The 21842-nt window shown below is 39.9% G+C and carries 20 protein-coding genes and 1 other RNA gene; 6 read left to right on the top strand and 15 right to left on the bottom strand.

Annotated elements, in window-relative coordinates; genetic code table 11:
• Positions 1 to 168 precede the first annotated feature (168 nt).
• The 3 genes from BMY14_RS08590 to BMY14_RS08580 form a co-directional block, all read right to left on the bottom strand.
• A complete protein-coding gene (locus BMY14_RS08590; RefSeq protein ID WP_091830881.1) occupies positions 169 to 1590 on the bottom strand; it encodes an amino acid permease in 1422 nt (473 codons plus the stop codon).
• A 376-nt stretch (positions 1591 to 1966) separates the two neighbouring features.
• Positions 1967 to 2143 (bottom strand): uracil-DNA glycosylase, encoded by a 177-nt coding sequence (locus tag BMY14_RS08585; protein WP_091830879.1) that lies wholly within the window; start codon positions 2141 to 2143, stop codon positions 1967 to 1969.
• Positions 2144 to 2255: 112 nt separating this feature from the next.
• Positions 2256 to 2570 carry a hypothetical protein gene (locus BMY14_RS08580; protein WP_019552892.1) on the bottom strand — a complete coding sequence of 105 codons (315 nt, stop codon included), beginning with the start codon at positions 2568 to 2570 and terminating at the stop codon, positions 2256 to 2258.
• Between the two features lie 174 nt (positions 2571 to 2744).
• On the opposite strand from BMY14_RS08580, the gene BMY14_RS08575 reads away from it, so the two are divergent.
• A complete protein-coding gene (locus BMY14_RS08575; protein ID WP_019552893.1) occupies positions 2745 to 3200 on the top strand; it encodes a DUF441 domain-containing protein in 456 nt (151 codons plus the stop codon).
• A 3-nt stretch (positions 3201 to 3203) separates the two neighbouring features.
• On the opposite strand, the gene BMY14_RS08570 is transcribed toward BMY14_RS08575, so the two are convergent.
• A complete protein-coding gene (locus BMY14_RS08570; protein ID WP_091830877.1) occupies positions 3204 to 3809 on the bottom strand; it encodes a DUF3846 domain-containing protein in 606 nt (201 codons plus the stop codon).
• Between the two features lie 202 nt (positions 3810 to 4011).
• Between BMY14_RS08570 and ssrS the strand changes: the two genes are divergently transcribed.
• Positions 4012 to 4191: non-coding RNA, 6S RNA (ssrS, locus tag BMY14_RS08565), on the top strand.
• A gap of 15 nt (positions 4192 to 4206) precedes the next feature.
• Here the strand turns inward: ssrS and BMY14_RS08560 are convergent.
• Positions 4207 to 5385 carry a DNA polymerase IV gene (locus BMY14_RS08560; RefSeq protein WP_091830876.1) on the bottom strand — a complete coding sequence of 393 codons (1179 nt, stop codon included), beginning with the start codon at positions 5383 to 5385 and terminating at the stop codon, positions 4207 to 4209.
• Positions 5386 to 5631: 246 nt separating this feature from the next.
• Positions 5632 to 8877, bottom strand: a complete 3246-nt coding sequence (locus BMY14_RS08555; protein WP_091830874.1) for a DEAD/DEAH box helicase — start codon at positions 8875 to 8877, stop codon at positions 5632 to 5634.
• Between the two features lie 194 nt (positions 8878 to 9071).
• Here BMY14_RS08555 and BMY14_RS20510 point away from each other — a divergent pair, with 194 nt between their 5' ends.
• The 4 genes from BMY14_RS20510 to BMY14_RS08540 all read left to right on the top strand — a co-directional run bounded on the left by BMY14_RS20510 (position 9072) and on the right by BMY14_RS08540 (position 10974).
• The gene (locus BMY14_RS20510; protein ID WP_177177525.1) at positions 9072 to 9398 is read left to right on the top strand and encodes a glycosyltransferase family 9 protein; all 327 of its coding nucleotides are present in this window, start codon (positions 9072 to 9074) and stop codon (positions 9396 to 9398) included.
• Positions 9383 to 10117, top strand: coding sequence for a glycosyltransferase family 9 protein (locus BMY14_RS08550; protein ID WP_245741328.1), 735 nt, complete (start codon positions 9383 to 9385; stop codon positions 10115 to 10117). Before BMY14_RS20510 ends, BMY14_RS08550 begins: the two co-directional genes overlap by 16 nt.
• Positions 10118 to 10179: 62 nt before the next feature.
• Positions 10180 to 10554 (top strand): hypothetical protein, encoded by a 375-nt coding sequence (locus BMY14_RS08545; protein WP_091830870.1) that lies wholly within the window; start codon positions 10180 to 10182, stop codon positions 10552 to 10554.
• 6 nt (positions 10555 to 10560) lie between these two features.
• Positions 10561 to 10974: a hypothetical protein gene (locus BMY14_RS08540; RefSeq protein ID WP_091830868.1), complete on the top strand. Its 414-nt coding sequence runs from the start codon at positions 10561 to 10563 to the stop codon at positions 10972 to 10974.
• A gap of 43 nt (positions 10975 to 11017) precedes the next feature.
• Here the strand turns inward: BMY14_RS08540 and BMY14_RS08535 are convergent, their stop codons facing one another.
• From BMY14_RS08535 to gndA, 9 genes are all read right to left on the bottom strand, one after another.
• Positions 11018 to 11719, bottom strand: a complete 702-nt coding sequence (locus BMY14_RS08535; protein WP_245741326.1) for a response regulator — start codon at positions 11717 to 11719, stop codon at positions 11018 to 11020.
• A 32-nt stretch (positions 11720 to 11751) separates the two neighbouring features.
• Positions 11752 to 14451 (bottom strand): sensor histidine kinase, encoded by a 2700-nt coding sequence (locus BMY14_RS08530; protein WP_091830866.1) that lies wholly within the window; start codon positions 14449 to 14451, stop codon positions 11752 to 11754.
• Between the two features lie 31 nt (positions 14452 to 14482).
• Positions 14483 to 15061 (bottom strand): potassium-transporting ATPase subunit KdpC, encoded by a 579-nt coding sequence (gene kdpC / locus BMY14_RS08525; protein WP_091830864.1) that lies wholly within the window; start codon positions 15059 to 15061, stop codon positions 14483 to 14485.
• 21 nt (positions 15062 to 15082) lie between these two features.
• Entirely contained in the window at positions 15083 to 17116 is a 2034-nt protein-coding gene (gene kdpB, locus BMY14_RS08520; RefSeq protein ID WP_091830862.1) for a potassium-transporting ATPase subunit KdpB, read from the bottom strand.
• 14 nt (positions 17117 to 17130) lie between these two features.
• The gene (gene kdpA, locus BMY14_RS08515) at positions 17131 to 18837 is read right to left on the bottom strand and encodes a potassium-transporting ATPase subunit KdpA (protein WP_091830860.1); all 1707 of its coding nucleotides are present in this window, start codon (positions 18835 to 18837) and stop codon (positions 17131 to 17133) included.
• Position 18838: 1 nt separating this feature from the next.
• On the bottom strand, positions 18839 to 18958 hold the full coding sequence (locus tag BMY14_RS08510) for a potassium-transporting ATPase subunit F (RefSeq protein WP_083923956.1): 120 nt from the start codon (positions 18956 to 18958) through the stop codon (positions 18839 to 18841).
• 147 nt (positions 18959 to 19105) lie between these two features.
• Positions 19106 to 19612 carry a hypothetical protein gene (locus tag BMY14_RS08505; RefSeq protein ID WP_091830858.1) on the bottom strand — a complete coding sequence of 169 codons (507 nt, stop codon included), beginning with the start codon at positions 19610 to 19612 and terminating at the stop codon, positions 19106 to 19108.
• A 224-nt stretch (positions 19613 to 19836) separates the two neighbouring features.
• Entirely contained in the window at positions 19837 to 20337 is a 501-nt protein-coding gene (locus BMY14_RS08500; RefSeq protein ID WP_019552907.1) for a ferritin family protein, read from the bottom strand.
• Positions 20338 to 20383: 46 nt separating this feature from the next.
• Positions 20384 to 21814 carry an NADP-dependent phosphogluconate dehydrogenase gene (gndA, locus tag BMY14_RS08495; protein WP_091830856.1) on the bottom strand — a complete coding sequence of 477 codons (1431 nt, stop codon included), beginning with the start codon at positions 21812 to 21814 and terminating at the stop codon, positions 20384 to 20386.
• Positions 21815 to 21842 lie beyond the last annotated feature (28 nt).

Below are 21842 nucleotides of genomic sequence, written 5' to 3'. Positions count from 1 at the left end.
TATTATCCAAAAATTTATCCACAATCATAAAATAAAATACCCTGATTTAACTGCTTATATCCAATAGTTATCCACAAGAACAGCCGTTTTGTGGATAAAATTGTGGATAACTACAAAAAGAAGGCTGTCGCCAACGATAAATTTATATCGTTCATGCGACAGCATTTTTCAATCCTGATCAATTTGTGCCTTCAAAGAACCTTCATCTACCGCATCGGCTTTATTAAATCCGGCTTTGTAATAAATGACGGTCAGAATCAGCAGCCAGACAGGGCCGACAAACAAAGATATGCGATGTGCATCGTCGATAGCCATTGCAAAGACTACAAATCCCAAAAATATCATCGTCATCCAGTTCGTATAGGGATAACCCGGCATCGGAAATTTAAGCTTTGACACCTCAGCAGCGCTTAATTTTTTGCGATAACTATGCTGCGACCAAAGGATGATAAACCATACATACAGTCCAATAAATGTAATAACACTCATAAGATAATTAAAAATCGCTTCTGGAACAAAATAATTGAGAATAACACTAAGCACCATCATACCTACCGATGCTAAAATACCACGGTGCGGCACTGCAGATTTACTGAGTTTAACAAAATACTTAGGAGCTTTACCCTGCAGTGCCAGACTATGAAGGGTACGACCCGTTACATAGATACCACTGTTTCCCGTGGATAAGGAAGCCGTAATAACGACAAAATTGATGATTCCCGCTGCCGCCGGAATACCCAAATGATCAAAGATCAAAACAAACGGACTTCCCATCGTACCAATATCCTCCCATGGATAAACCGATAAGATGACCAACAGGGAACCCACATAAAAAATAAGCACACGATAAAATACTTTATTAATCGCTGATGGAATTGTTTTATCTGGATTTTCCGCTTCACCGGCTGTAACGCCGATGAGTTCCATCCCTAAAAAAGCAAATGCCACCATAACTAAAGATGTAATGAAGCCGGATATGCCATTTGGAAAAATTCCGCCATGAATCCAAAGGTTGGAAAATCCGATTGCGATACCACTATTTCCTATGCCAAAAAAAATCATGGCCGATCCGAAGAAAATCATGGCAATAATTGCAATAACCTTAATCAAAGCAAACCAAAATTCAAATTCGCCAAACACTTTTACTGAAGCGAGATTCGCCACCGTAAGAAAAACCGTACAAGCCAACGCTGCGATCCACTGTGGCATATCCGGCCACCAAAACTGTACATAAATTCCTGTAGCTGTTGTCTCCAACATACATACGAGCGCCCAAAAGAGCCAGTATGACCAGCCGGTAAGGTAACCTGCCAAAGGCCCAATGAATTGATATGCATAAGCCGTAAAAGAGCCGGAAATCGGCTGTTCTACGGTAAGTTCTCCTAATGCCCGGAGAATGAAATATATAAAAATACCGCCAAGCCCATAGGCTAGAACGATCGATGGCCCCGCTGCCTTGATGGCTGATGCTGAGCCGAGAAAAAGCCCGACGCCGATAGCGCCGCCAATTCCGATGAGTTGAACATGCCGCTCTTTCAAGCCGCGCTGCAGTCCTTCATGCAGAATATCAGGTTCTTGCTGTTGTTTCATGAAATAACCTCTTTTTTTTCTAAATTCTTCTCAATAAACGCTTCTTTGATACAGCGAGCATGATGACAAGTTTATCATCATAGCATAATCCCGAACCCCGTTTTGTACGTCCAGGAAAAACATAGCTCCGTTATCGCAACATGATTTATATTTTACGACAATTTTTTTGATTAGTAAATTGTTAAATCCATTTCAAAGAAAAAAAGTACAAATGTTTCCATGAAGAATAAGTTCGGTGTATTGAATCGTAAAAATCTAACAAAATACTACATATTTTGTTATGCATAAATAACAACGTACAAAAAAAACGAGCGGCTTTTAGCAAAACCGCCCGTAAAAACATGCATTATTTCTTTTACTTCTCTTTTAGCTTTACTTACTTAACTTCATAAGACTGACAATCTGTCTGCGAAATCTGCCTCGTTACCATATATGGCATCGTTTTGCTTTTAAACCCCATTGCCTTACAACCATACGGCGATGTACGATCCCACGTGATATAGAAGTATTTACAGTTTGAACAAATTGCCCGTGAATTTTTCGTTTGCTGCATTTTTTCTCCATCCTGCAAAACCTATTTTTTCATAGCTTACATAAATTTAAAGACCGCTTCTATAAAAATAAGAAAAAGGCGTACAACTACAGCTGCACGCCTTTTTCACATTTTACTTATCCATACCATCCAATACGTAGTCAATCGGACGGCTCCAGTCAACGTAGACATCCGTTTCGCCCCAAACGCGTGTCATAGCTAATTTGAATGATTCCAGACTCGCAAGCGGCTGAATTTTTTCTGTCGTAAAATCTCTAAGCGTCGCATGCGGTACTTGGATTTCATGTTCATTGGCCAAATAGTTTTCTACGGCCGCTTTCTTATCTAATGTCTTTAAAAAGACGTTTGCTGCTTTTGTATTAATTACATATTCCACATATCCAATATCATTTAGATAATGAACAGCTACACGATATATATTTTCCATATGCAGGTCTCCCTCGTATAAAAATCTCTTATATATTATAATCTGTAAATTTCAATTTGTCTTGTCTTATTTTCGAAAGCCTCGGTTTGTGTGATTGTCGAAAGGCAAGATTTGCCTATTATGATGAATCATTATATAATTATCTGCAAAACACAAATAAAGGATGATTCTCTTATGTATTCTGAATATATTGCGATCGCAGCAATTTTGATTCTCAGTCTGGTTGGTCACAACTTATCGGTTGCGTATGCCGCTGGAATTATTTTGGTCATTAAGGTGCTTGGGCTTACTTCTATAATGTCACTGCTTCAGACCAATGGTCTTAATTGGGGCATTATACTTTTGACAATAGCAATCCTAATTCCAGTAGCGACTGGTGAAATCACAATCCAAATCATGATAAACTCTTTCAAATCCCCGCTTGGCATCACGGCCATCATTGCTGGTATTCTTGCCGCAGCTTCCGGCGGAATGGGTATTCAGCTTTTAAAAAGTTCCCCGGAAGTCGTAAGTTCGTTAATTATCGGTACCATGATCGGCGTATTTTTCTTTAAAGGAATCACCGTCGGGCCTTTGATTGCCGGTGGTATTGTCTATATGGTTATGAATATCCTGACTTATTTCAAATAAAATTTATTGCAACGTTTTTTTTTCTGTTGTTATGGTAACTTGGCGAAAATATCGACCATGTATTTCAATTACTTCATAGTCCTCATTTTGAATCAGTTTCGCTCGCCCAGCTTGTAAAAACCTGTCCACTTTGGCAGGTTTTTCTATTTCTACCCACTTATAGGCCCGTTCTTCTGGTGTGCCTTCATTTTCTATATAAATTTCACCTTTGGAACTTGGTTTTTCATCTCCCTGACATGGTTTAAAACTGCTCTTGATCTGTTCTATAAACATGTGGCATACATGTTCCGGCATATCCACAATGCCTTCTTTACCACTTTTTTCATTATAAACAGCAATAAATAAACAATTGCCAAAAATAATCTCCGCCTGATCCGGCTCTGGGAAATGACGATTAGGAGCAAGCCCCAATGGCACACTTAAATCATTTGTCACAATAAATAAGGACGCCCCATTTCCCACATCAAAAAATTCGGTTGCCCCAAAGTTTCCGTCCACCAAGTCACAAATAGTGTCCTGCTGATCAGGGCCTGTCGGAATTTCAGCTATTTCCGGCTGCTGACCCGGTTTGACTAAAATCGCATGTATTACATTTTTCAATTCTTCCATTGCCTATCTCCTTCTCATGTCCTAATTTCAGTAGTATTCGCCAAAAAGCACAAAAGTTCCTTTGTTGCAAACCGGAATAACCTCGATTCGTTTTACATTTGCTCTTGAATTTGCGTGAATATTAGAAATATTGTCCTTAAACATACTTTTTTCAGGGTTGCACACCGGCTTTATTTATGTTATCATTACCTCAGAAAGATTGATTTGCCTGAGATGCACGCAAACCTTTGATATGTCTAACCTACTTTTATTTATTGGGAATCTGATTTGTTTTGTGGATGCTGGATCGTCTCGTAGCGAATAGCAGAATCACGACTTAAGATACCCACCTGCTGAGCCGCAGGTCTTAGACATAAAGAGGTAACGGCATTGCGGGCGCAATTTTTTTAGAAAGGACCTACCCTTTGGGTAGGTCCTTTTCGTTATGCGGTTTCTGAATCAAATTGGCTTTCGTAATGATATTTTCACCAAAGCGAGCTTTTAAATCATCCATCATGTGATATAGTGCTTTCTTTTTTTGATCTTCCTGAAAGAGGGACTCTTCTTCATGTAAAGACAGATTACTCCCCGTAATGCCGAGCAGCCGAATACTTTCTTTAACTTTAACTTGTCGATATAGATTCACCGCCATCTGATAAATCACTTCATCAAAATTGGTTGGTTCAATCAAAGATTGGCTGCGGGTAATGGTTTGAAATGAAGCAAAACGAATTTTAATCGTTAAAGTTCTGGCTTTAACTCCCGACAATCGCAGACGCCATCCTACTTTTTCCGCAAGCGCCAAAAATTGTTTTTCAACCTGTGCTGCTTGCAGAAGATCTTGTTCAAAGGTTATTTCATTGCCAATGGACTGGATATCACGCTCCGGTTCCACTTTACGCTCATCGCGGCCATTGGCCAGTTCAATTAATTGATAAGACAGCGTCTTGCCCAAATATTTGGCCAGTTCATCCAGCGAAGCCTGTGCAATCTGCCCAATCGTTCTAAAACCCAATTCCTGCAATTTTTCACCTGTTTTTTTCCCAACACCCCACAGCCGACGAATCGGCATATCCCGTAAGATAGATTGTTCCAGACCACGCTCAATAATGACCAATCCATCGGGTTTATCGAGGTCCGATGCCAGTTTTGCCAAAAATTTATTTGGTGCAATACCGACGGAAGCAATCAGTCCCAGTTCATCTTTGATCCGTTTTTTTAGCAATTTTGCGTAGTCTCGCTGATTAAGGGTGATTTTTTCCATACCGGTAATATCCAAAAAAGCCTCATCCAATGATAACGGCTCCACTAGTGGGGAAAATTCTTGAAAAATATGAAATATTTGCTTGGATACCGCTTTATATAAACCATGATTTCCTGCAACAAAAATCCCCTGTGGGCAGCGGCGCCGTGCTTCAACCATAGGCATCGCCGAATGTATGCCAAAACTGCGTGCTTCATAAGAAGCCGTTGATACAACCCCGCGATTGCTGAGACCGCCAACAATTACCGGCTGCTTTTGATATGCTTCATGGTCTCGCTGCTCAACCGAGGCAAAAAAAGCATCCATGTCTACATGCATGATCCAACGTTCCATCAAACCCCTCCGATCTACCAATCATATGTTCTATTCTACTTGAAAAACCTTACGGATGCAAGTATCCAGAGGGCCATATAAGTTGCATCCAGACTATTAGGCTGCCAGAAAAGGGGGATAGCATCGTTTGCTTCCTACGTAACGCCACGGAGCCCTATACCTCTTTTCTGACGATTTCCATATAGAATATTTAATGCAACTTATATAATAAAAAAAATGTCTTTTCCGATGGGAAAAGACATTTTTCTATTTCGTATTAAATAGCTCGCGAATTTCAGTTTCAGTAAGTTTTGAAAGGAAATTATCACCTGGTTGAATCATTTGGTCAATCAGTGCTTTTTTCTTTTGCTGCAAAGCAAAAATCTTTTCTTCGATTGTGTCTTTTGTAATAAATTTAAAGACCTGCACATTTTTTTTCTGTCCCAGACGATACGCGCGATCTGTTGCCTGATCTTCAACGGCCGGGTTCCACCATGGATCATAATGAATAACCATATCCGCACCAGTTAAATTGAGCCCCGTCCCCCCAGCTTTGAGCGAAATCAGAAACACCGGCTGGGTACCACTATTAAAAGCCTTAACTCGTTCAATTCGTTCAAGCGCTGGTGTATGCCCATCAAGATATTCATAAACGATACCCGCTTTTTTTAATTTAGCACCAATCATCGCCAGCATACTCGTAAACTGAGAAAAAATAAGTAAACGGTGCCCCCCGTCGACTGCATCATGCACGACTTCTTCCAACATCTCCAGTTTACCACTGCCGCCTTTATAATCTTCTAAAAACAACGAAGGATGGCAGCATATCTGTCGCAGCCTTGTCAAAAGTGCCAAAATCTTCATACGATTGTTATTAAAACCGGACTGTGCCAGCCCAGTTTCAAATTCCTGTTTGGCCTGCATAAAATAACCTAAATAGACCTTGGCCTGCTGGGTAGTCATTTCATTGATCATCTTGCCTTCTACTTTATCCGGCAATTCTTTTAAAACATCTTTTTTCATACGCCGCAAAATAAACGGTGTAATATGTCGATTGAGATCCCGGAGAGCATGTTTGTCCTGATCACGGATAATCGGTATTTCAAATCGATTTTTAAATTCTTTATGTGATAACAAGTACCCTGGCATTAAAAAATCAAAAATAGACCACAATTCCGTCAAAGTGTTCTCAATTGGAGTACCTGTAAGCGCAAAATATCCATGTGTTTTAAGCCGTTTGACTGCTTTTGCATTTTGCGTACCAGGATTTTTGATATGCTGCGCTTCATCAAGGAAACAATAACAAAAATCTAATTTCTCATATTCTTCAATATCTTTTTTTAACATATTATAGGTCGTAATTACGAGATCCGCACCTTGAATTGTCGCTAATTTTTCCCGACGTTCACTTTTGCTTCCCGCCAATACAATGGCTTTTAATTCTGGGGCAAAGTGTTCGATTTCATCCAGCCAGTTGTACATGAGTGATGTCGGCGCCACAACCAGTGATGGACTTTTAGCATCATCACGCTGCGATAATAAAAAAGCAATGACTTGTAGTGTCTTGCCCAGCCCCATGTCATCCGCTAAAATGCCGCCTAATCCATATTTAGCTAGTGTTGCCAGCCAGCGGAAACCAACTTTTTGATAGTCACGCAATATTTTTTTCAGTGATTCTGGAACTTCAACATCAGCATCCATGGGATCTTTAAGATCGGTTACTAATTTTTTGAAGGCCTGATTGCGCTCTAAGCGAAAACCGTGTTCCTCTTTAGCCAAACTATCTATATAGGCTGCTTTGGCCAGCGGCATCCGAATAAACTCTGCTTTGCCTGCCTGAAGCCCTGTATTTTCAACAAAATCCGCTACACCAGCCAAAGCATCATCTTCCAAAGGAATAAATGTACCATCTTTTAACCGGTGATAACGTTTTTTTAATCGATAAGATGAAATAATATCGAGAAGTTCATTTAAATTAAAGCCTTCATGATTGAGTGATACTTCCAGTAGATTATCCTGATTGACGCTTACCCCTGCTGTCACTTTTTCGAGACGCTGAATCGGTTTTTTCTTAAGTGACTCCGAATAATAAATATCGGCTAATTCAGTAAGTTCGGGCAAAGCCTGCGTCAAAAAGTTATAACATTGTTCTTCTTCTTTTTGTACATATAATTCTTGTTCAGCTCGAAACTCAAACTGTTCAAAAAAACGTAAAATCTGTCCTTCTACTAACTGATCACGAATCAAAATCTTACGATTCATCGTTGAAATCTCCTGTGAACCAATGGCTGGATTAAATGTCACATCACCATAACTAAACAGAATTTTTGCACCGATGCCAGAACCTGCATAATCGAGATAGATATCCGCACTGAGTGGCAGAATTTCAAAACGATTCAAGAAGGAAGGCGCAACCTTCACATTTACAATTTTTTCAATTTCCGGCATAACATTACTAAAAAAGTCTGGCATATATTTTTTATCTATTTTTATATGTTTGTCCTCTTTAAAACATTGGATGAGTGGTTTTATATAACGGGAAAATTCTTCATCAACCTTATGGATGATGGTATGATTATATAACAGATAGCGAAAATTTTTATCTAAATTGACAAGTTCATCCTGCCCCATCGATAGCTGCCCGCCTGCCGCCAAATCGTTTACCATAAGACGAATCTGCGGCCTTGACTCCTCAATTTTAATTCGAGTTGGTGCAAATTCATTGAGCCCAAACGAAAAAGCATGCTCTTCCATAATGGTGAAAAATTTCACCAAGTTGCTTGGCGACAATTTAAACCGTTTTTGATCAAATGTTTTGCTAATCCCTGAAGCAGCACTATATGGTGAGAGGCTTTTTTCATCTTCATAAGCCATGCGCAGCAAATCCCATAGCTCTTGCGATAGTGCATCAAATTTAATGCGATGCGGTCGCAGTGTCAATTCTTTGCCGAAGACAATTTCTTCTTCATATAACATGGATTTAACAAAATCCGCTACATTGCGCATCACATATTGGCGAGTCCGACCAATTTTAAACTCCAGCCACACGGTCATTTCATTATATTGCTGCGTGCAGCGGCATTCAGGGATTAAATGAAGTGGTTCCATATCAGCCACTTCATTCGACTGCACTGCCTCTGCAAATAGAGAAAACAGTTTGCCTTTCGACTCCTGATGCATTCCCATATTTTGAAGTTGATCCATAAATTGGAGTTTCTGCATTTCTTTAAGGACCGCTACAATATGTTTGCAAATACCATCATATAAATCATATGCCGGACAGCTGCAAGAGCAGGAATGTACCGTATCTTGATCCGTTAAATGAACCGCTATTGAATAAATTGAATTTCCCCAAACTTCAGCCGTATAATGCCCATCCTTGTGAAGTTTCATTTTTTTTACTGCTTTATTCTTAAAATATCGGCAGCCACGCTGATAAACTGCTTCCGTTGCTCTTTTTTGGATTTCACTATCTTTGATCATACCTTTAAAAATCCTTTCGATTTTCTGCATTTATGTTCCAGCAAAAAAATAAGTCTTCCCTATATCATATCATTGCTTGAGAAATTTGTATTTCTCAAAATTCATATTTTAACACAAAGCCAATATTTTTATGATGTTTTTTTGCGATTTTAAGCATCTCATGCTACAATAACAATTATATTTTTACTGTGACGGAACAAAATAATAAGAAAGCATGGTTTATTATGTTTAATAACACAAAATTCTTAATTGTACGTTTAAGTTCCATTGGAGATGTTCTGCATGCAACACCAGTTGCCCGTACATTGAAAGAAAACTATCCAAACTGTCATATAACATGGATTGTAAGCCAAACAGCTGCTGAATTATTAAAATACAATCCCGATATTGATGAACTCTTCATCTGGTCTAGAGAAGAGTTTGAAAAAGCTGCCATTCATCTTAATATCAGCAAAGTCATTCAGTCATGGCAAACACTAAAAATTTTTTTAAGCAACATCATTTTGATATCGTCCTTGATATTCACGGACTCTTTATGTCGGGTATTATAACCAGGTTAAGCCAATCAAAACGACGTATCGGCATGGCGGGAACACGTGAACTCAACCGTTTTTTTATGACCGAATTGGCACCTGCCATTGACAGTCCTCATATGATCAAACGCTATCTTTCCGTACTGCAGCAGCTTGGCATTGAAACCACCGATTATCACCTAACATTACCCCTGCCAAATCAGTTTGATACTTTCGTAAAAGATTTTTTTACTAGATATAAAATAAATCCTCTGAAAAAAACACTCATGATAAATCCACGTACAAGCTGGCCCAATAAAAATTGGGGTAATCAGCATTTTGCGAGCTGCATTGATTTGCTTGACCCTGAAATTCAACTGCTTATCTCCGGCGGTCCCTCAGATAAAAAGGATGCAGCTGAAATCATGACCTTAACGAACAAGCAGGTTATAAATATTGCCGGAAAAACATCACTCATAGAAATGGCCGCACTTTTGAAACATATAGATCTTCTATTAACCGGTGATACCGGAGCGCTGCATATAGCCACCGCGGTCATGACACCCACGATCAGTCTCTGGGGACCGACACGACCTGAACAATATGGCCCATTGGTCAAAGGACATACATTCATTTGCAGCGACAATGAATGTCGAAATTGTAACAAAACAAAGTGTCGTTATAAAACCAATGCCTGCATGAACCAAATTGAACCAGCAGCTGTAGCAAAAAAAATTCATGACCTCTTAACTTTATGACGTTTTTCATCGATATTCTATTATATAATGATAGTTGTTTAATGGAAAGGCAGGTTTCATCTATGTCAGAACAAACAAGAGACAAAATAGTAATTATTGATAATAATTTTGATAATCTTGATATGGTTTGCTGCGCTTTATTTGATGTTTATGACTTATACCCTATTTCAGATGATTTTACCTCGACTGCATATCTAGAAGTATTTTTACCAGATTTAATTATCTTAAATACGGATCTCATTTATTCTGAAAATTTTTCTTTCGCTCAATTTCGCAGCCATCCGCTCATTAAGAATATTCCCTTTTTACTAATTACACCTTCCGGTCCTCCGCCCGAAGGCTTGCAGAGCTTATCAAGTCAGCTGCTTTACCCTTATACACTCGATTCTTTACAACAGGCCATTAAAACAAAAATCATACATTATAAAAAGGAGTAATTAAACATGAGCGAAAATATTGATGTCAGTATTCCTCACGGTATACAGCAAGATATAAAAATAGAACTAATGGATATGATTCATAATTGTGAAGATCCCTTTCAAATCATTATCCATATTGCCAAATACTTAGAAAGAACTTCAGCTGAGGGCGGTTATGCCCAAATCGTCAAAGATAATATTCGCTCAATTTATGGCATTGGTCTGGGCGAACCAAAACTTTTAGAAAACGAACTCCATGATATTATTGAGCGTGGGAAAAAACTAAAACAAGCATATGAAAGTGACATTGAATCAGAAGAAGTAAAAAAACGTATCGAATTTGCCATCATTGCGCACCGCAAACGGGCCGAGCAATTACAGCTGATGATCCGCTCCGAAAAAGCAGATCGAATCGAACAAGTAAAAAAAAGTTTTTAACCAAAAACACCCCTGAGACGCTTGAGCGTGACAGGGGTGTTTTTTAGCCCATAAAACGATATCCGACTCCGGTTTCCGTAAGAATATAATGCGGCTGTGTAGGATTTGATTCTATTTTGCGCCTGATTTGACCTATATAAACACGAATATAATGCGTGTCTTCATTGTATTCGCTGCCCCAGACTGCTTTTAACAATTGCTTATGGGTTAATACACGGCCTGCATTTTGGGCCATGATTTTTACAATATCATATTCGGTGGGTGTCAATTTGATCTCACGATCAAGGATCGTTACTTTCCGTTTGGCAAAATCAATCTTTAAGTCACCACATTGGATGACCGATTCCTCTGCATCGGCATCGGTGATGCTTCGCCGCAAGCAGACACGCAGTCTGGCTAATAGTTCACCTGTACTAAATGGCTTGGTTACATAATCATCAGCGCCTAAATCCAGTGCTTCAATTTTCTCTTGTTCTTCGTCACGAGCCGTCAATACAATAATCGGCACTTTTGACCATTCGCGAATTTCTTTGACAACAACTTTACCGTCTATATCCGGCAAACCCAAGTCAACAATCAATAGATCTGGTTTAAACATGGTAGCTCTGACAATACCATCTCGACCATTTTTTTCTTCTTCTACTTCATAGCCATGCGCACTTAATACGACACGCAATAATTTTCGAATCTGCGCCTCATCATCAATAACCAAAATTCGTGTTCCTGCGGTTGTCACATTGATCACCTGCTGCCTGTTTTTAACCTAATTATAGCAAATTAATTGCTGCTTTTTTTGTTTTTATCTGGCAGAGGAAGTGTAAATACGATCATCGCCCCGCCCAAACTGCGATTTACTGCTGTTATTTTCCCTTTATGTGCTTCAATGATACCCTTACAAATAGACAGTCCAAGTCCCGTCCCCGTGACTTTTTTAGGTTGTTTGACCCTATAAAACTTATGAAAAACATTCTCCAAATCTTCTATGGGAATCCCAACCCCCTGATCCATTATGGCGATTTCAATTGCTCCTTGTATTTTTTTTACCCGAATGACAATTTCAGTCTGTTTCTTAGAATATTTAATTGCATTATCAAGCAAATTCACTAAAACCTGTTCAATTAAAACACAATCTCCTTGCACAAAAGGCAAATTTGGTTCAACATCCACCGTCACCTTATGATTTTTTAAGAGATCTCCCAGCCGCCGTAAAGTTGTGCCAATGATATCTTCCATATCACACCAATCCGATTTTAGTTTCATCATCCCACTTTCCATACGTGCGGTATCCAACAAATTACCAATCAGACGTTCCATACGAAACGAGCTGTCTTTTATGTTGGACAATAATTCAATTCTATCTTGTTGATTATAAACAGAATCCGCTTCCAACAATGTTGTCACACAGCCCAAAATAGCCGATAGTGGGGTTTTTAATTCATGTGAAATAGAATTAAATAAAGCCGTACGCAATTTATCAGCTTCCAAAATCAAATCCGTCCGGCGAGCTTTTTCAGCCAAATCCACCCGTTCCATTGCAACAGCTGCCAGCCTCACCCAGGCATCAATCAATCGCCGTTCACTTGGTATCAATTTTTGCTGTGCCAAATCTATACCAAGTACACCAAATACTGTTTCCTGGCTATAAATAGGCACATACATATATGTCCCGCCAGGCAGAGTATCCGTGCTGCAGCCTGCAGCTTGTTTATTTTTATACACCCACGCTGCAACAGCGGACTCTGACTCGTGCAGGGTTATCTGGCGAAGCGTTTCATTAACAGTCCCCGTTTGCGGATCGTATTGCATTTGCTTGCTGATATTTCCTTTATCATCTGGCAGTAAAAGTAAAATTTTTCGTTCAATCGTTTCCCCTGCCTGTCTGACCAAACTTTTCGCAATCGCTTCCAGATTGACTACTGCCACAATATCACGACTGAATTCATAAACGGCCCGTGTACTTTTTTCTTGCTGCCGGGCCTGTTTGCTTTCTTTGCGCAATTTATCTGTTCTGCCACCGATCAAAGCCGATAACAGCAAGAAGATCACAAAACTCCATATATAACGTACATCCCCCACTGAAAAAGTCATAATCGGTTCAATAAAATAAAAATCTAAAGCCAAAATTCCAACAATTGCGCTCAAATACGATGCCCATTTCCCCCACCACAAAGCACTGAATAAAACAGGCAGAATATATAAAAAAGCAATATTTAAAATTTCCAACTGCTCTTTGAGCCACCAACCAAACACTGTAATAAAAACAACCATACTAAGGCTCAAGCATACCTGACGGTAACTAAGTGCCACCGAGTTCGGGGTAAAATCGTTAACTCTGACATTTTTTGTCTCCTTCGTTCCGGGAATGACATACACATTGATATCTCCGCTGCGCCGAATAATATTGTCTACAATAGAGCCGCGAAACAGTTCCAGAAGTTTACTATGATTTGGCTTGCCAACAACAATCGCCGTAACATTTTGTTTACGGGCAATCATCAGCATTTCATCGACTAAGTTTTGTCCTACTACTGTTAAAGTTTTAGCCCCCAAATCTTCAGCCAGCCGCATATTTTTGGCAATACGATCTCGTTCCTTATCGCCAATGGGAAAATCCATTTTTTCGGCTTCAATATGTACAGCCAAAAGCTCGGAACGCAGACCCGTTGCCAGACGGTTCGCCGCACGAATCAGCTGCGCCGAAAAAGGACTGCCGCTAATGCAGACCATAACTCTTCCAGCAGCAGGCCACGGTCCTTCAATATGGTGATCCTGCATATATTCTGCTAAATCTTTATCAACCCGCTGAGCGGTAAATCTGAGTGCCAGCTCACGCAGCGCACTGATATTACCCTGACGAAAAAAGTTTTTCAAAGCCTGTTTGGCTTGTTCTGGTATATAAATTTTTCCGTCGCGCAGCCGCTGCATCAAGTTTTCCGGTGCAATATCAATTAATTGAACCGTGTCTGCTTCTTCCAAAACATAGTCCGGCACAGTCTCTTTCACAATAATACCCGTAATCTGAGCCACAACATCATTGAGACTTTCTATATGCTGTATATTAACAGTCGTATAAACATTGATACCAGCCTCTAATAATTCTTCCACATCCTGATATCGTCTTACATGTCTTGAGCCAAAAACATTCGTATGTGCCAATTCATCAACCAAAACAATTTCCGGTTTCAATGTCAAAATTGCATCTATATCCATTTCCAAAAGGTCATTTTCATGATAACGAACGGATAACGGGGCTACTTTAAAAAGCCCCGTTACCAGTTTTTCAGTTTCAGCTCGACCATGTGTTTCAATCCAGCCAATTACAATATTTTTTCCTTCACTTTGTTGATCATGAGCCGACTTTAGCATGGTAAATGTTTTGCCAACCCCAGCCATTGAACCTAAAAACACCGTCAATTTTCCCCGTGTCTCTTTATGCAGTTTTTTTAATAACACTTCAGGATTCGGGCGGTTTTCCATTTTCTTTCCTCCCTGTTTTATGTCACGTATTTCACAAAGCCATTGCATCCAACGCTAAATTAAGCCGCAATACATTCACTCTCTTATCTCCTAAAAATCCTAGTTGCGGATTTTCGATGTTTTTTTCGACCAGAGCATCCACCTGATTTTCAGCCAAACCTCTGGCTTTCGCTATGCGTGTAATTTGCAGTTTGGCGGCCGCCGGTGAAATATGAGGATCAAGTCCACTGCCGGATGCCATAACCAAATCACTTGGAACCATCGCCGTTTGGGATAAATCATTATCCTGACGTACCTGATCGGCCCTTTCGGTAATATTTTTCATCAGTTTTTCACTCGTAGGACCTAAATTTGAACCAGCGGAACTGGTCGCATCATACCCATCATCACCAGCAGCCGATGGACGCCCATTAAAATATGCATCACTTGCAAATGTCTGTCCAATCAACTCTGAACCAACGACCTGCCCATCTTTCGTTATCAGCGAACCATTGGCCTGTGACGAGAAAAACAGTTGTGCAAATCCCGTCATACTTAAAGGATAAAAAACTCCTAAAACCAAGGTTAAAACCAAAAGCATGCGAATTGAAGTACTAATTTCTTTCAACATTTATCTTCCAACTCCTTTTTATCAACCAACAATATTGAGCGCCACTAAAATCATATCAATGATTTTAATGCCAATAAAGGGAGCAATTAAGCCACCCAAACCATAAATAAATAAATTTTGCTTTAAAATCATGGCTGCTCCAACCGGTTTGTATTTCACACCTTTCAATGCAAGCGGAATTAAACCGATAATAATTAAAGCATTAAAGATGACTGCGCTTAAAATAGCACTATCCGGTGTAGCTAACTGCATGATATTAAAGACACCCAGTGCTGGATATGTCCCAACAAACATCGCTGGTATAATCGCAAAATATTTTGCAATATCATTGGCAATACTAAAGGTGGTCAAAGAACCGCGGGTCATCAAAAGCTGTTTGCCAATTTCAACAATTTCAATCAATTTGGTTGGATTCGAATCGAGATCCACCATATTGCCGGCTTCTTTGGCTGCCTGGGTACCACTATTCATCGCCACACCCACATCAGCCTGTGCCAGTGCCGGGGCATCATTTGTACCATCGCCCGTCATCGCTACCAGCATACCACCCTCTTGATAATCACGGATCATTTGTAATTTTGCTTCCGGAGTTGCTTCGGCCAGAAAATCATCAACGCCTGCTTCTGCTGCAATTGCCGCTGCCGTAAGGGGATTATCTCCGGTTATCATAACCGTCTTGATTCCCATCTGCCGAAGTTCACGGAAACGTTCTTTGATACCGCCTTTTACAATATCTTTCAAATGAATTGTCCCCATAATTTTTGTATCTTGTGCTACGACGAGAGGTGTACCACCGCTTTTTGCAATACGTTCGCTCGCCTGTCTCACATCATCCGGCAAAATCCCGCCCCGTTCTTTCACATATCTTTCAATTGCATCAACCGAACCCTTGCGAATTTCTAATTTTTGAATATTGACACCACTCATGCGTGTTTGGGCTGTAAATGGCACAAATTCAGCTTGTAAAGCATTAAGGTCGCGTTCTCTTAAACCATATTGTTCTTTCGCTAAAACAACAATGCTGCGGCCTTCCGGGGTTTCATCAGCTAAGGATGACAATTGTGCAACATCCGCCATTTCTGCAGCGCTGACCCCTTCAGCCGAAATAAATTCCGTTGCCATACGATTTCCTAACGTAATCGTACCTGTTTTATCGAGTAACAATACATTGACATCACCAGCAGCTTCGACAGCACGCCCCGACATTGCTAAAACATTATGTTTTAGCAATCGATCCATACCGGCAATCCCGATAGAACTTAAGAGCCCACCAATCGTTGTCGGAATTAAACAAACCAGCAGCGCCATTAACGTGGTCGTGGAAACGACGGCTCCTGAATAAATGGCAAATGGTTCAATAGTAGCTACGGCAACCAAGAAGATTAAAGATAGACTTACTAATAAAATAGTCAAAGCTATTTCATTTGGTGTTTTTTGGCGCTGTGCCCCTTCAACTAAGCTAATCATCCGATCTAAAAATGTTTCGCCGGGATTTGCCGTAACTTTGATTTTAATCCAATCTGATAAAACTTTTGTACCACCAGTTACCGATGATTTATCTCCACCGGATTCACGAATAACCGGTGCAGATTCACCTGTAACCGCACTTTCATCTACCGTTGCCATTCCTTCGATGATTTCACCATCGCTGGGGATAAAGTTTCCGGCTTCTACCATTAATATATCACCTTTACGCAAGGTATCCGCATCGACCATCAACCAATCGGTCCCCATTAGTTTTTTTGCCTGCACATGGCTTCGCGTACTGCGAAGTGATTGTGCCTGTGCTTTGCCGCGGCCTTCAGCGACAGCTTCAGCAAAATTGGCAAATAACACTGTAAACCATAACCATACGCTGATTTGAGTTACCAGAAAAATAGAATTTGAGCTAGTGACAGCATCACGCAAAGCCACATAGCTTGTAAATATCGCCCCAAGATACACAATAAACATGACCGGGCTTTTTATTTGTATAGCTGGATGCAGTTTCCGAAAAGAATCACGAACTGCTTCTATAATAATTGTTGAATTCAAGTTGTTTTTTTGCGCATTCATATTCTATAGCTCCTTTAAAATGTTATTCCCTGTATCATAAGAACCTGTTCTACAATAGGCCCCAATGCCAATGCCGGTAAAAAGGTAAGTGCACCAATAATGAAAACAATACCTGCCAGTAAAATCATAAACGTGAAACCAGTTGTTTCAAACGTACCTAACCCACTCGGTGCTATTTTCTTTTCAGCCATACTGCCGGCGACTGCCAAAAGTGGCACAATGACCCCAAACCGGCCCAGCAGCATAGCGACGGAAAGGCTCAGATCGTAAAAGACTGTATTGGCCGTTAATCCAGCAAAAGCACTGCCGTTATTTGCCGTGCCTGACGTAAAGGCATATAAAATCTCACTCAACCCATGCGGCCCATCATTGTTTAGTCCCGCCAAACCAGCATCCGATACGGATGCTGCTGCACTAAACAGCAAAATAGTAACCGATGGTATGAGTAAGGCCAACATGACGAATTTCATTTCTTTCGCTTCAATCTTTTTCCCCAAATATTCCGGTGTACGTCCGACCATCAGACCAACAATAAACACCGTAATCAAAACATAAACCATGATGCCATAAAACCCTGCACCAACGCCGCCAAAAACAATTTCACCTAACATCATTTGTAAGAGCGGCACTAATCCACCAAGCGGTGTTAAACTATCATGCATATTGTTGACTGCACCGCAAGAAGCAGCCGTTGTGATTGTTGTAAATAAAGAAGAGCTTCCCATTCCGAAACGAACTTCCTTCCCTTCAAAAGAAGTCGGCTCACTGATATTCATTTGATCAATGATTGGATTACCATTGATCTCACTGCTGTAATTAACACCCAGCATAATGAAAAACATCAAAAACATCGCGCCGGCAATCGCATAACCTTGTTTTTTATTTTTTGTCACATTTCCAAACATAAAAACAAGTGCTAATGGAATTATAAATATTGCCAGCATTTGCACGAAATTTGTAAGTGGGGTTGGATTTTCAAACGGATGAGCTGAATTTGCATTAAAAAATCCACCACCGTTCGTTCCCAGCATTTTAATGGACTCTTGTGATGCAACCGGCCCCATAGCAATCGTTTGCTCTGCGCCCTCAAGTGTTTGTACCGTTTGATACGTATCAAAATTTTGAATCACACCCTGCTGTACGAAAAACAGCGTCAAAACAATGGAAATCGGTAATAAAACCCGTACTGTAAAGCGTACTAAATCAAGCCAGAAATTTCCGATCAGATGCGTTGACTTCCTTGTTAATCCTCTAATAAAAGCAACTGCTACAGCACACCCCGTTGCCGCTGATAAAAAGTTTTGCACGGTAAGACCAGTCATTTGCGTGAAATAGCTTAATGTAGATTCCCCGCCATAAGCCTGCCAATTCGTATTGGTAATAAAACTAATCGCTGTATTTAGTGCCAAATGCCAAGTTTCCACAGAACCAAAATTTTGTGGATTAAGTGGCAGAGCCTGCTGGCTCAATTGGATCAGAAACAAAAAAACTGCACCAAATACATTAAATAGTATAAGAGCTGTGGCATATTGCCGCCAATTCATTTCTGTTTTTTCATTCACACCAGCCAAACGATAAAAAATTCGTTCGATTGGTAAAAAGAACTTACCAACGATTTTATTTTCGCCAAAAAATACATTGGTCATATAGCGACCTAATGGCAAAGCTATTGCAATAAGTACAACTGCAAAAACAACAAATAACGTCATATCACTAAACATGTTAAAATTCCTCCGGTTTCATTAAGACATAAACTAAATAAACAAATATTCCTCCAGCTAAAATAGCTGCCAGCCATAAATCATCCATACCCCTGAGCCCCTTTCGTTTGCTTGTTCTCATTATAAATCCATTCTCCGTAAAGATGTCGTCAATAATGATTCCATTTATATAAAGAAAGTGTAAAGATTATCCGCTAAAATACCATGCAAAAAAAGCCGACCACCATAAATTTGGCAATCAGCTTCGATATATCAACAGAAATAGCCTTTATTTTTTCCATCTCGGAGTTAATGTTTCAGCAATATGACTCACTACTTCATCCATCATTTCTTTTTCACCAACTGGATATTCTAAGATAAATCCCGCCGATTCTTCTTTTGTGAAATATACTTTTTTATAATAAATCATACCTTGATCCAGCCAGGAAATCACATACCAATCATCTTGCAGATCGCTGTATGTTACTTTTCCATGTAAATTTTTAAGCTGCTCTTCATACGCTGTATTAAAATACGTAGCATATACTCGCAGGTTTCGATTAAAAGTATTGTCCTTAAAAATAGCGCCATCGGCATTATCTGGTTTAAAAATCAAAACAAAAGAATTAGGAACCTCAATGGAATAACCAAACCTGGAATTCGTATAATTCATATAGCCCGCCCAGCGGGTACTCGGCAATAAAGAATCTGCCTGAGCGATACTGCTGCCAGCAAATAAAAGAACCAAACAAAATAAAAATCGCCAAACCTGTTGCATTATATAAGCTTTATTCATTCTCCATCCCTCCTCTGAATAAATAGAATTGTGCGCAAGGCTCGCTATATCTCCTATCGTATTATTTACGCAAAATCAGCAAAACTCCTTTTTACCAACTAAAGAATTATCAAATAGACAAATATGAAAAAAGCTGCTTAAACAAGATTTCTATCTTGTTTGAAGCAGCTTTATTTTTACAAATAAGGTTTTTGACAGCCTGTTTATATAACGATTCGTTATTTTTAATAGGCATCATCTTTAGGATTGAATTCTGCTGCCTCAACCCAATCATTAACATGATTGAGCATTTCAATAAGATCCTCGATGACATGGACATGCTTTGTTTCTTCTAAAGCCAAACGCTCGCAAATATCTTTTTCTTCTACCGTAACTACCTTTGTTTTCAAATCCTGATAAAGCGTAACGCTTTGTTGTTCTTTTAAAAGAGCGGCCTGATAGACATCAAGTTGTTCTTTTTTCCACTGAGCCAGCCATTCCGGCGATTTTTCTTTAAGTTCATCGGGAAAAGCAAAGACATTAGGAATAGTTGGCATTGGACCTGGCGTAAGCGTATAATGCCCCGCATCTCTTGCCTCTTTAATGATTTCGTAATGACGTTTTTCAGCCTCCGCTAAATCCAGGAAAACAACTTCCAGATCTTTATAACCAGCATGTTTAGCCAGCTCAGTATAATAGGCTTCACCATCAAGCTCCATTTTGAGTGCATAAGCAAAAATATCCATATAAATTCTCCTTTTTTTATCGTTCTATTTTTTCTGAAAACGTCGGCTAATCTTTATGCATTAATTCCTCTAGCCACTGCGTATGAAAAATTCCCTTTGTATCGGTTCTTTCATACGTATGAGCGCCAAAATAATCTCGCTGGGCTTGAATCATATTGGCACTTAATACTGGCTGTCGATAGCTATCGTAATAGTCTAAGGAGGCACTAAAAGCTGGTGCCGGAATTCCTTGCTGTTTACAGATCGTAGTCACCAAACGCCAGTTATCCTGCATTCGACTCAAGATATCCTGGAAAAATGGATCCATCATAAGATTGGTCAACTTAGCATTTTTCACAAAAGCCGCTTTGATCCGATCTAAGAATTGAGCCCGAATAATACAGCCGCCCCGCCATAGCAACGCCATATCGCCATAATTCAAATCCCATTTATATTCAGCACTTGCGGCCTTAAGCAAAGCAAAACCTTGCGCATAAGAACAAATTTTTGATGCATACAGCGCATCATGAATGGCCTGAATCAATTTTTTGCGATCACCCGTATAGTGGATTTCAGGACCTGTTAAAATAGTTGATGCAGCTATGCGTTCATCCTTATACGAAGACATGCATCTGGCAAAGACAGCCTCCGTAATGGTCGGTACCGGAACGCCAAGATCGAGGGCACTTTGTGACGTCCATTTACCTGTTCCTTTTTGTCCGGCTTTATCTAAAATCATCTCGAGCAACGGTCTACCTGTTTTTTCATCCTGCTTCAAGAAGATGTCACGTGTGATCTCAATGAGATAAGAATTCAATTCTCCCTGATTCCATTCATCAAAAACCTGATACATTTCAGCCGCTGTTAAGCCTAAAACTGTTTTCATAATGTAATAGGCTTCGCTGATTAACTGCATATCTCCATATTCGATGCCATTATGCACCATTTTCACATAATGGCCAGCTCCGCCTTGACCAATATATGCACAACAGGGTCCATCCATTACCTGAGCAGCAATCGTCCGATAAATAGTAGCAACTTCCTCATAAGCTGAAAGATCACCACCAGGCATGAGGCTAGGTCCATTGAGAGCCCCTTCTTCACCGCCAGAAACCCCCATACCAATAAACCGAATCTGTTTATCAGCTAATTCACTATAACGGCGCTGGGTGTCCATGAAGAACGAATTCCCCCCATCAATAATAATGTCGCCTGCTTCTAAATAAGGAACAAGTTCAGAAATGACATCATCCACTGGTGCACCCGCTTTTACCATCAGCATAACCTTGCGCGGTTTTTTAAGCATTTTGATAAAATTCGGAATTGTATAGGCTGCCCCAATCATATCCGATGCAGCTGTTGTATGTTTAAATTCATCTGTTTTACCAGCTGTCCGATTGTAAACAGCAACAGCAAAACCATGATTGCTCATATTCAAAACCAAATTCTGCCCCATGACAGCTAAACCAATCAGTCCGATATCATATTTTTTATCCATACCATCCACCTCTATTTTTTTATTCTAT

The organism is Propionispira arboris, from assembly GCF_900109225.1.
GTDB lineage: Bacteria > Bacillota > Negativicutes > Selenomonadales > Selenomonadaceae > Propionispira > Propionispira arboris.
Note: the sequence above shows the minus strand (reverse complement) of the source record. Positions and strands in the feature narration are given on the sequence as shown.

Coding starts and splice junctions, on each gene's coding strand:
- BMY14_RS08590 (WP_091830881.1), bottom strand. CDS start 1,590: ATGAAACAACAGCAAGAACCTGATATTCTGCATGAAGGACTGCAGCGC.
- BMY14_RS08585 (WP_091830879.1), bottom strand. CDS start 2,143: ATGCAGCAAACGAAAAATTCACGGGCAATTTGTTCAAACTGTAAATAC.
- BMY14_RS08580 (WP_019552892.1), bottom strand. CDS start 2,570: ATGGAAAATATATATCGTGTAGCTGTTCATTATCTAAATGATATTGGA.
- BMY14_RS08575 (WP_019552893.1), top strand. CDS start 2,745: ATGTATTCTGAATATATTGCGATCGCAGCAATTTTGATTCTCAGTCTG.
- BMY14_RS08570 (WP_091830877.1), bottom strand. CDS start 3,809: ATGGAAGAATTGAAAAATGTAATACATGCGATTTTAGTCAAACCGGGT.
- BMY14_RS08560 (WP_091830876.1), bottom strand. CDS start 5,385: ATGGAACGTTGGATCATGCATGTAGACATGGATGCTTTTTTTGCCTCG.
- BMY14_RS08555 (WP_091830874.1), bottom strand. CDS start 8,877: ATGCAGAAAATCGAAAGGATTTTTAAAGGTATGATCAAAGATAGTGAA.
- BMY14_RS20510 (WP_177177525.1), top strand. CDS start 9,072: ATGTTTAATAACACAAAATTCTTAATTGTACGTTTAAGTTCCATTGGA.
- BMY14_RS08550 (WP_245741328.1), top strand. CDS start 9,383: ATGTCGGGTATTATAACCAGGTTAAGCCAATCAAAACGACGTATCGGC.
- BMY14_RS08545 (WP_091830870.1), top strand. CDS start 10,180: ATGTCAGAACAAACAAGAGACAAAATAGTAATTATTGATAATAATTTT.
- BMY14_RS08540 (WP_091830868.1), top strand. CDS start 10,561: ATGAGCGAAAATATTGATGTCAGTATTCCTCACGGTATACAGCAAGAT.
- BMY14_RS08530 (WP_091830866.1), bottom strand. CDS start 14,451: ATGGAAAACCGCCCGAATCCTGAAGTGTTATTAAAAAAACTGCATAAA.
- kdpC (WP_091830864.1), bottom strand. CDS start 15,061: ATGTTGAAAGAAATTAGTACTTCAATTCGCATGCTTTTGGTTTTAACC.
- kdpB (WP_091830862.1), bottom strand. CDS start 17,116: ATGAATGCGCAAAAAAACAACTTGAATTCAACAATTATTATAGAAGCA.
- kdpA (WP_091830860.1), bottom strand. CDS start 18,837: ATGTTTAGTGATATGACGTTATTTGTTGTTTTTGCAGTTGTACTTATT.
- BMY14_RS08510 (WP_083923956.1), bottom strand. CDS start 18,958: ATGAGAACAAGCAAACGAAAGGGGCTCAGGGGTATGGATGATTTATGG.
- BMY14_RS08505 (WP_091830858.1), bottom strand. CDS start 19,612: ATGAATAAAGCTTATATAATGCAACAGGTTTGGCGATTTTTATTTTGT.
- BMY14_RS08500 (WP_019552907.1), bottom strand. CDS start 20,337: ATGGATATTTTTGCTTATGCACTCAAAATGGAGCTTGATGGTGAAGCC.
- gndA (WP_091830856.1), bottom strand. CDS start 21,814: ATGGATAAAAAATATGATATCGGACTGATTGGTTTAGCTGTCATGGGG.